8 protein-coding genes are annotated in these 10,195 nt (G+C 68.1%); all 8 read right to left on the reverse strand.

The features are described from left to right. Positions 1 to 40: 40 nt before the first annotated feature. Positions 41 to 1,270, reverse strand: a complete 1,230-nt coding sequence (gene ftsA / locus ACSQ9E_RS24780) for a cell division protein FtsA (RefSeq protein ID WP_057200162.1) — start codon at positions 1,268 to 1,270, stop codon at positions 41 to 43. Positions 1,271 to 1,331: 61 nt separating this feature from the next. Next, complete coding sequence (locus ACSQ9E_RS24785; protein WP_436219435.1) at positions 1,332 to 2,126, reverse strand: cell division protein FtsQ/DivIB; 795 nt, start codon at positions 2,124 to 2,126, stop codon at positions 1,332 to 1,334. After that, positions 2,126 to 3,115 carry a D-alanine--D-alanine ligase gene (locus tag ACSQ9E_RS24790; protein ID WP_057200160.1) on the reverse strand — a complete coding sequence of 330 codons (990 nt, stop codon included), beginning with the start codon at positions 3,113 to 3,115 and terminating at the stop codon, positions 2,126 to 2,128. Before ACSQ9E_RS24790 ends, ACSQ9E_RS24785 begins: the two co-directional genes overlap by 1 nt. Continuing rightward, positions 3,112 to 4,554 carry a UDP-N-acetylmuramate--L-alanine ligase gene (gene murC, locus ACSQ9E_RS24795; RefSeq protein ID WP_305741827.1) on the reverse strand — a complete coding sequence of 481 codons (1,443 nt, stop codon included), beginning with the start codon at positions 4,552 to 4,554 and terminating at the stop codon, positions 3,112 to 3,114. The genes ACSQ9E_RS24790 and murC overlap by 4 nt, the downstream gene beginning before the upstream one ends. Further along, positions 4,551 to 5,618, reverse strand: a complete 1,068-nt coding sequence (murG, locus tag ACSQ9E_RS24800; protein ID WP_436220261.1) for an undecaprenyldiphospho-muramoylpentapeptide beta-N-acetylglucosaminyltransferase — start codon at positions 5,616 to 5,618, stop codon at positions 4,551 to 4,553. The genes murC and murG overlap by 4 nt, the downstream gene beginning before the upstream one ends. A 2-nt stretch (positions 5,619 to 5,620) precedes the next feature. Further along, positions 5,621 to 6,901, reverse strand: a complete 1,281-nt coding sequence (gene ftsW, locus ACSQ9E_RS24805; protein WP_436219436.1) for a putative lipid II flippase FtsW — start codon at positions 6,899 to 6,901, stop codon at positions 5,621 to 5,623. Beyond that, positions 6,901 to 8,985, reverse strand: a complete 2,085-nt coding sequence (locus tag ACSQ9E_RS24810) for a Mur ligase family protein (protein WP_436219437.1) — start codon at positions 8,983 to 8,985, stop codon at positions 6,901 to 6,903. Before ACSQ9E_RS24810 ends, ftsW begins: the two co-directional genes overlap by 1 nt. A gap of 2 nt (positions 8,986 to 8,987) precedes the next feature. Further along, positions 8,988 to 10,166 (reverse strand): phospho-N-acetylmuramoyl-pentapeptide-transferase, encoded by a 1,179-nt coding sequence (gene mraY, locus ACSQ9E_RS24815; RefSeq protein ID WP_057200156.1) that lies wholly within the window; start codon positions 10,164 to 10,166, stop codon positions 8,988 to 8,990. Positions 10,167 to 10,195: the final 29 nt, after the last annotated feature.

Raw genomic sequence — 10,195 nt, forward strand, 5'->3', positions numbered from 1 at the left:
GGGCCTGCGCGCGCAAATCGGTGGCACTGGTTCATGGTCATCAAAAGTTCCCCACGATGAAGTCCTTGAACCGGCCGAACGCGGTTTTCATGGAGCCGCTCTTCTGGGCCACCTTGAAGCCGCGCAGGCGCGCCAGGCGCGCCTCTTCGAGCAGGCCCATCACGGTCGACGCACGGGGCTGGGCCACCATGTCCGACAGGGCGCTCGAATACTTGGGGATGCCGCGGCGCACGGGCTTGAGGAAGATGTCCTCGCCGAGTTCGATCATGCCGGGCATGACGGCACTGCCGCCCGTGAGCACGATGCCCGAGGACAGCACCTCTTCATAGCCCGACTCGCGGATCACCTGCTGCACCAGCGAGAAGATCTCCTCCACCCGCGGCTCGATCACGCCGGCCAGGGCCTGCTTGCTCAGCATGCGCGGGCTGCGGTCACCGAGGCCTGGCACTTCCACCTGGCTCTCGGGGTCGGCCAGCAGCTGCTTGGCATAGCCGCTCTCGACCTTGATGTCCTCGGCGTCCTTCGTTGGCGTGCGCAGTGCCATCGCGATGTCGCTGGTGATCAGGTCGCCTGCGATCGGGATCACGGCCGTGTGGCGGATGGCGCCCCCGGTGAAGATGGCCACGTCGGTCGTGCCGGCACCGATGTCGACTACCACCACGCCGAGCTCGCGCTCGTCGTCGGTCAGCACGGCCTGGCTCGATGCGAGCGGGTTGAGCAGCAGTTGCTCGACCTCCAGCCCGCAACGGCGCACGCACTTGATGATGTTCTCGGCCGCGCTCTGGGCACCGGTCACGATGTGGATCTTGGCCTCCAGGCGGATGCCGCTCATGCCGATGGGCTCCTTGACGTCCTGTCCGTCGATCACGAACTCCTGCGGCTCCACCAGCAGCAAGCGCTGGTCGGACGAGATGTTGATGGCCTTGGCCGTCTCCACCACGCGGGCCACGTCGGCCGAGGTGACTTCCTTGTCCTTCACGGCCACCATGCCGCTGGAATTGAGGCCGCGGATGTGGCTGCCGGTGATGCCGGTGTACACGCGCTGGATCTTGCAGTCGGCCATCAGCTCGGCCTCCTTGAGCGCCTGCTGGATGCTCTGCACCGTGGCGTCGATGTTGACCACCACGCCACGCTTCAAGCCATTGCTCGGGGCCACGCCCAGGCCTGCGAGCTTGAGCTCGCCATTGGGCAAGACTTCGGCCACCACCGCCATGATCTTGGCTGTGCCGATGTCCAGGCCGACCACCACGTCTTTGTATTCTCTAGCCATATTCAGTCACTGCCCTTCGTTGTTCTGCTCTTGCCGCTGCGTTGATCGTGCATGCATGCCGCTACCTCCGTGGGGCGGCACCCGCAGCCGCCTCCGTCGTGGTCACGCCCTTCAGGCGCAGCGCATAACCCCCCGCGTGCCGCAGGTCCGCCGATTCGAGCGCGTCCACCCGGCGCTTGTACTGGGCCGCCACCTGGGTCAGCGTGCGTGCAAAGCGCTTGGCGCGGGCCACCACCTCTTGCGGTGTGCCGCCTCCCAGCTCCACCACCGCCCCGGTGTCCAGCGTGGCGCGCCAGCCGCCCCGGCCAGTCAATGCGAGCTCTTCGACGTCCATGCCCAGCGGTTCGAACACCGGCTGCAGCAGGCCGTACATCTGCAGCACCTCGCCCGAACTGCCGCCCGGCCCCTGCAGGCGCGGCAGGCCGTCCTGGTCCACGTCGCCGACATTGGCCTCGAACACCTCGCCCTGCGTATTGACCATGGCCGAGCCCGACTCGGGCCCCCAGTACGCCACGGCGTCGTGCTCTTCGAGCACCACGTGCAGGCTGCCCGGGAACTCGCGCCGTACCGACGCCTTGCGCACCCAGGGCACCTGCTCGAAGGCCTCGCGCGCCTTGCGCAGGTCCACCGTGAAGAAGTTGCCCACCAGGTGCGGCGCCACGTTGGCCCGAAGGGTGACGGCGTTGTTGTGCACCAACTCGCCCTGCACGACGATGCGCGCGATGGCAAACCCCGGGTAGCGCAGCACCCACCAGGCACCCGCTGCCAGCACGAGCATGGCGCAGCCCACGAACAGGACCGATGCGGTCATGTTCATGAGCTTGACGTCCAGCGGTGCGGGCAGCGTGTTGTTCATCAGGTCCCCAGGGTGCTTCCGGCAGGCGTGTCCATGGTGGCCGTGGCCAGCACCCCCACGCACAGGTCTTCGTAGCTGATGCCCGATGCGCGTGCCGACATGGGCACGAGCGAGTGCCCGGTCATGCCGGGCGAGGTGTTGATCTCCAGCAGGAAGGGCTGGCGGTCGCTGGCGCGGATCATGATGTCCGCACGCGCCCAGCCGCGGCAGCCCAGCGAGCGGAACGCTGCCACCACCAGGCGCTGGATCTCGCGCTCTTCGGCCTCGGGCAGGCCGCTCGGGCAGTGGTACTGCGTGACGTCGGTGAAATACTTGTTCTGGTAGTCGTAGTTGCCCTCGGGCGCCACGATGCGGATCACCGGCAGCGCATAGGCGCCAGCCCCCTCGCCCAGGATCGGGCAGGTGGTTTCCTCACCCTCGATGAACTGCTCGCACAGCACTTCGGGGTCGTAGCGCGAAGCCAGGGCATAGGCCTGTGCACACTGCTCGGGCGAGGTGACCTTGGTCAGTCCGATGGTGGAGCCCTCGCGCGAGGGCTTGACGATCATCGGGGCGCCCAGCGCCGCCAAAGCGTCCGTGGTCTCGGCCACGCTGCCCACCAGGCGCCAGTCGGGCGTGGGCAGGCCTTCAGCGCGCCAGATACGCTTGGTCATGATCTTGTCCACCGCGATGCTCGAGGCCATCACGCCCGGGCCGGTGTAAGGGATGCGCAGCAGCTCCAGCGCGCCCTGCACCGTGCCGTCCTCGCCATGGCGGCCATGCAGCGCGATGAAGCAGCGCGCATAGCCGTCTCTGCGCAGCTCGCCCAGGTCGTTCTGCGAGGGATCGAAGGCATGCGCGTCCACGCCGCGCGAGCGCAGCGCCTGCAGCACACCGGTGCCGGACATCAACGACACCTCGCGCTCGGCGGAGGCGCCGCCCATCAGCACGGCGACCTTGCCCAGTGCCTTCACGTCGATGTTGGAACCCAGTTTCGTCGTCATCGTCATGTCGCGCTCCCCGCCAGCGCCTTGTGCTTGGATTGGTTGTTGTTCTGCAGCATGTCGACCACCTTGGCCGGCACGGCACCGATGGAGCCTGCTCCCATGCACATCACCACGTCGCCGTTGCGCGCGTTGTCGGCAATGGCCTGCGGCAGCTCGGCCACGTCGTCCACGAAGACCGGCTCCACACGGCCGGCCACACGCAGCGCGCGTGCCAGCGAGCGGCCATCGGCCGCCACCACGGGGGCCTCGCCTGCGGCATAGACCTCGGTGAGCAGCACGGCATCGGCGTTGCCGATGACCTTCACGAAATCCTCGAAGCAGTCGCGCGTGCGGCTGTAGCGGTGCGGCTGAAAGGCCAGCACCAGGCGCCGTCCGGGGAAGGCACCACGCGCCGCCGCCAGCGTGGCTGCCATCTCCACCGGATGGTGGCCGTAGTCGTCGATGACGGTGAAGCTGCCGCCGTCCCTGGCGGGCAGGTCGCCATAGCTCTGGAAGCGCCGGCCCACGCCCTTGAAGCCGGCGAGCGCACGCTGCACGGCCTCGTCGGGGATGTTGAGTTCCACCGCCACGGCAATCGCCGAGAGCGCGTTGAGCACGTTGTGCTCGCCCGCGAGGTTGAGCACGATCTCCATGTCGGGCAGGGTGACGCCGTTGCGCCGCTGCACGGTGAAGCGCATCTGGCCGGCCTCGGCACGCACATCGATGGCACGCACCTGGGCGTCTTCGGAAAAGCCGTAGCTCGTGATCGGGCAGGTCACGCTCTGCAGGATGTCGCGCACGGCCGGGCTGTCCACACACAGGATGGCCGTGCCGTAGAACGGCATGCGGTGCAGAAAGTCGACGAAGGCGCCCTTGAGTCGACCGAAGTCGTGCCCGTAGGTCTCCATGTGGTCGGCATCGATGTTGGTCACCACCGCCATCACCGGCAGCAGGTTCAGGAACGAGGCATCGGACTCGTCGGCCTCGACCACGATGTAGTCGCCGCTGCCCAGCTTGGCGTTGGCACCGGCGCTGTTCAGGCGCCCGCCGATCACGAAGGTGGGGTCCAGCCCCGCCTCGGCCAGCACGCTGGTGACCAGGCTGGTGGTGGTGGTCTTGCCATGGGTGCCGGCAATCGCGATGCCTTGCTTGAGTCGCATCAGCTCGGCCAGCATGAGCGCGCGCGGCACCACCGGGATGCGCTTGTCGCGTGCCGCCAGCACCTCGGGGTTGTCGGCCGTGACCGCCGTGGAGGTGACCACGGCGTCGGCACCGTCGATGTGCGCAGCCGCATGGCCCAGGCAGGTCTTGATGCCCAGGCCCTGCAGCCGGCGCAAGGTGGCGCTGTCGGCCAGGTCCGAGCCGGAGATGCGGTAGCCCAGGTTGAACAGCACCTCGGCGATGCCGCTCATGCCGGCGCCCCCCAGGCCTACGAAATGGATGTGGCGAATGGCATGCTTCATGGTGTTGCAAGCTCCTCGCAGGCAGTCACCACCTCATGGGTGGCGTTGGTTTTTTGCATCTTCTTGGCTTCTGTGGCCCGGTGCAGCAGCTCCGGGCGCTCTGTGTTGCGCAGCACCGCCGCCAGGCCCTGGGCCGTGAGCTCGCGCTGCGGCACCAGCCAGCCGCCCTCATTGGCCACGAGGAACCGGGCATTGGTGGTCTGGTGGTCGTCTACCGCCGAGGGAAAAGGCACGAACAGGGCGGCCGCGCCCACGGCGGCGATCTCGGTCACGGTGCTGGCGCCCGCGCGGCAGACGATGATGTCGGCCTGCGCAAACGCGCTGGCGGTGTCGTCGATGAAAGGGGTCAGTTCGGCCTCGACGCCTGCGGCGGCATAGTGGGCGCGCAGCGCGTCGATCTGGGTGGCGCCGCTCTGGTGCGTCACCACGGGCCGGTTCTCGGCCGGGATAAGGGCCAGCGCCTGCGGCACGATCTCGTTGAGCGCACGCGCGCCCAGGCTGCCACCCACCACCAGCAGGCGCAGCGGGCCGCTGCGGCCGGCAAACCGCTCGGCCGGCTCGCCCTGGCGGGTGAACGGGGCGCGCAGCGGGTTGCCCACCCACCGGCCCTTCTTGAAGACATTCGGGAAGGCGGTGAACACCCGGTCGGCCACGCCGGCCAGCACCTTGTTGGCCATGCCGGCCACGGAGTTCTGCTCGTGCAGCACCAGCGGCTTGCCGCACAGCACGGCCATCATGCCGCCCGGAAAGGTGATGTAGCCCCCGAGGCCCACCACCACGTCGGGCTTCACACGGCGCACCACCTGCAGCGCCTGCCAGAAGGCGCGCAGCAGGCGCAGCGGCAGCAGGGCCAGGGTGACCAGGCCCTTGCCGCGCACACCCGAAAAATCGATGGTTTCCAGCGCAAAGCCCTGCGCGGGCACGATGCGCGACTCCATGCTGCCGGGCGCACCCAGCCAGTGCACGCGCCAGCCGCGCGCACGCAGCTCCTCGGCCACGGCCAGGCCGGGGAAGATATGGCCGCCGGTGCCACCGGCCATGATGAGAGCGGTCTTGGGCGCCATCGTCATACGCGCCCTCCCCGCATCATGTGCTTGTTCTCGTAGTCGACTCTCAGCACCACCGCAATCGCCACCAGGTTCATCAGGATGGCCGACCCACCAAAGCTCATCAGCGGCAAGGTCAGGCCCTTGGTGGGCAGCGCCCCCAGGTTCACGCCCATGTTGATGAAGGCCTGAAAGCCTAGCCAGATCGCCACTCCCTGGGCGACCAGGCCGGCAAACACGCGGTCCAGCGCGATCGCCTGGCGGCCGATGTGCATGATGCGGCGCGTCATCCACATGAAGAGCACGATGAGCACCAGCACGCCCACCAGGCCGAATTCCTCGCCGATCACAGCCAGCAGGAAGTCGGTGTGTGCCTCGGGCAGCCAGTGCAGCTTCTCGACGCTGCCGCCCAGGCCCACGCCGAAGATCTCGCCGCGCCCGATGGCGATCAGCGAGTGCGACAGCTGGTAGCCCTTGCCCAGTGCATGCTGTTCGCTGAAGGGGTCGAGGTAGGCGAACACCCGCTCGCGCCGCCACGGGGAGCTGGCGATCATCAGGGCAAAGGCACCTACCAGCACGCCCGCGATCAGGAAGAACATGCGCGCGTTGACGCCGCCCAGGAACAGGATGCCCATGGCGATCACCGCCACCACCATGAAGGCGCCCATGTCCGGCTCGGCCAGCAGCAGCACTCCGACGATGGCCACGGCGGCGCCCATGGGTAGCACGGCGCGAAAGAACCGTTCCTTGACCTCCATCTTGCGCACCATGTAGTCGGCGGCATAGATGAGCACGGCGAACTTGGCCACCTCGGAGGGCTGGAAGCCCACTGGCCCGATGGACAGCCAGCGCCGGGCCCCGTTGACCACCTTGCCCACGCCCGGAATAAGCACGGCCACCAGCAGCAGCAGCGCCGCCACGAAGAGCCAGGGCGCGGCGCGCTCCCAGAGCTTCATGGGCACCTGGAAGGTCAGCAGCGCCGCGACAAAACCCACCACGAGGTACATCACATGGCGGGTAAGGAAATGCGTGGGCGCGTAGTTGGCGAAGCGCGGGTTGTCCGGCATGGCAATCGATGCCGAATACACCATCACCAACCCCCAGGCGAGCAGCGCCACCACCACCCACAACAAGGCCTGGTCAAAACCCAGCACACTCGCGGGTGTGGTGGTCGACTGGCGGTATTCGGTACCGCCCACGCGCACGGGCAGCACCTCGCCGGCCTTGCCGCTGAGGCGGCCGAGCCAGCCGGCCAGGCGTTGCGGGAAGCTGATGGGGGCGCTGGCGCTGCTTGCAGCCATCACATGCCCTCCAGGGATTGGCCGGCGTCCTGCGCCATGGCCAGCACCGTGTCGCAGAACACGCGTGCGCGGTGTTCGTAGCCGGTGAACATGTCGAAGCTCGCGCAGGCAGGCGACATCAGCACCGCATCGCCTGAGCGGGCGCGCTGCGCAGCCTGGTGCACGGCCTCGGGCAGCGTGGCCGCATCGAGCAGCGTCACGCCGGCCTCGTGCAGGGCCGTGCGGATCAGCGGCGCATCGCGCCCGATGAGCACCACGGCACGGGCATAGCGCGACACGGGCGTGGCCAAGGGTGCGAAATCCTGGCCCTTGCCGTCGCCGCCCAGGATCAGCACGATGCGCCGGTCAGCCCCCAGGCCGTTGAGCGCGGCCACGGTGGCACCCACGTTGGTGCCCTTGCTGTCGTCGAAATACTCCACGCCATCGATCAGTGCCACGGGCTCCACGCGGTGCGGCTCGCCCCGGTACTCGCGCAGGCCGAACAGCATGGCCGACAGCGTGCAGCCTGCCGACGATGCAAGCGCCAGCGCCGCCAGCGCGTTGGAGGCGTTGTGGCGCCCGCGGATGCGCAGGGCGTCGGCGGGCATCAGGCGCTGGATGTGCAGGTCTTCCTCATCCATCGCAACCGCGACGGCCGCTGCATCGCCCTGGGCCGGCACCACGGCACGGCGGCGCGTGCTGCGCTTGCGCGTTTCGTCGGCCTCCAGGGCGCGTACCAGCCAGGGCATACCGCCCACGATCTCCATGCCGAAGTCGCCCGGACGCCGGGGCATGTCGATGCCGAAGCTCAGGTGTTCACGCAGCGGCACCTTCGCGGGCAGCTTGCTGCGCGAGGTCGGGGCGGGCTTGCCGGATGCCGCCAGTGCAGCAGCCTGCGCTGCCTGGGCCGCAGCAGCAGAAGCCGAGCCCAGCATGTCCATGACGGTGGGGTCGTCCCGGTTGAGCACCATCAGCGCCGTGTCGCCGAAGATGCGCGCCTTGGCGCCGGCATAGGCGGCAATGTCGCCATGCCAGTCCAGGTGGTCCTGCGTGATGTTGAGCACGGTGGCGGCGGTGGGCTCGAAGCCGGTGGCGCCATCGAGCTGGAAGCTCGAAAGCTCGAGCACCCAGACTTCGGGCAGGGTATCGGCGTCGATGTGCCCGGCCAGGGTGTCGAGCAGCGTGGGGCCGATGTTGCCGGCCACGGCCACGGTCTTGCCGGCGCGCTCCACCAGTTGGCCGGTGAGCGAGGTGACGGTGGTCTTGCCGTTGGTGCCGGTGATGGCCAGCACCGCCGGCGCGTAGCCGTGCGATGCGCGCAGGTACTGCAGCGCTGCGGCATACAGGCCCAGCTCGCCGCCGGTGGCCAGGCCGATGGCCTGCGCAGCCGCCCAGACCGGTGCCACCGTGGCCGGGCTCAGGCCGGGCGAGCGGTAGACGGCGTGCACGCCAGCGCCGCCCTCGACGAGGTTGGCATCGAACGGACCGGCCACGAAACGCACGCCCGGCAGTTCCTGCTGCAGCACCGACAGTTGAGGCGGTGCGGCGCGGGTATCGGCCACGGTGACGGTGGCGCCGCAGCGCACGCACCAGCGTGCCATGGCCAGGCCCGATGCACCCAGGCCCAGCACCAGGAAGTGCTGGCCCTCAAAAGGCAGCATGCCCTCACCCGGCCGGCCCAGGGGTTGCGCTGGCTCGGCCTCGCCATCCGGCGCGTCCACGGGCACGGCCAACAGCGGTGATGGCTCTGTCGTGTCTGGCGCATTCACCTCGGCAAAGATCTGTGCCACGAAATCAGCGGCTGCCTTGGCGGCCGAAATGGCAGGGGCCACATAGCCATCGGCAGCTGGCACCGCAGAAGGCGCAGGGACGGCTGCGGCGTCCGGCGTAGGTTCGGGCTCTGCGGCGGGTTCGTCGCCGTGAACCGCTTCGACCGGCGTTTCTCCGGGCAAGGCAACCGACTCGGCACCGGCCTCATCCACGCGCTCTTGCGGCACAACAGCCTCCTCACCGCCTGGCACAGGCAGGTGATCGCCTACCGACGAAGGCAGGTGATCGCCGGGCTCGGTGCCGCTGGCGTGGGGATCGTGGGGCGTGGTCGTCATGGTCAGCGCAGCTTGAGCGTGGACAGGCCGATCAGGCACAGCAGCATGGTGATGATCCAGAAGCGCACGACCACCTGGGTCTCCTTCCAGCCGCTCTTCTCGAAGTGGTGGTGCAGGGGCGCCATCTTGAGCAGGCGGCGGCCTTCGCCGTAGCGCTTCTTGGTGTACTTGAACCAGACCACCTGCAGCATCACCGACAAGGCCTCGACCACGAAGATGCCGCCCATGATGGCCAGCACGATTTCCTGGCGCACGATGACGGCGATGGTGCCCAGGGCCGCGCCCAGCGCCAGCGCGCCCACGTCGCCCATGAACACCTGCGCGGGGTGGGCGTTGAACCACAGGAAGGCCAGGCCCGCACCCGCCATGGCGGCGCAGAAGATCAGCAGTTCGCCAGCCCCCGGGATGTTCGGGAAGAACAGGTACTTGGAGTAGACCGAGCTGCCGGTGACGTAAGCGAACACACCGAGGGCCGAGCCCACCATCACCACCGGCATGATGGCCAGGCCATCGAGCCCGTCGGTCAGGTTCACGGCGTTACTCGAGCCCACGATGACCAGGTAGGTCAGGATCACGAAGCCGAGCACGCCCAGCGGGTAGCTCACTTCCTTGAAGAAGGGCAGTTGCAGGCCGGCCTTGGGCGGCAGGTCCAGCGAGAAGCCCGACTGCACCCAGGTCATGAACAGCTCGAAGACCTTGGCGTTGGAGCTCTCGGAGATACTGAACACCAGGTAGACGGCCGCAATCAGGCCGATGACGGACTGCCAGAAATACTTCTCGCGCGAGCGCATGCCCTCGGGGTCCTTGTTGACCACCTTGCGCCAGTCATCGACCCAGCCGATGGCGCCAAAGCCCAGCGTCACGATGAGCACGATCCAGACGAAGCGGTTGGACAGGTCGAACCACAGGATCGTGGAAATCGCGATCGACAGCAGGATAAGCACCCCACCCATGGTCGGCGTGCCGCTCTTGGACAGGTGCGACTGCATGGCGTAGCCCCGGATGGGCTGGCCGATCTTGAGCGAGGTGAGCACGCGGATCACCTTGGGGCCGGCCACCAGGCCGATCAACAGCGCCGTGAGCGCGGCCATCACCGCGCGGAAGGTGAGGTACTGGAACACGCGGAAAAAACCGAGCTCGGGCGACAGCCCCTGCAGCCATTGCGACAGGATCAGCAGCATGCGGCACCTCCCTGCAAGAGGCAACGTGC

It is taken from the genome of Acidovorax sp. LjRoot118 (assembly GCF_964253575.1).
GTDB lineage: Bacteria > Pseudomonadota > Gammaproteobacteria > Burkholderiales > Burkholderiaceae_C > Acidovorax.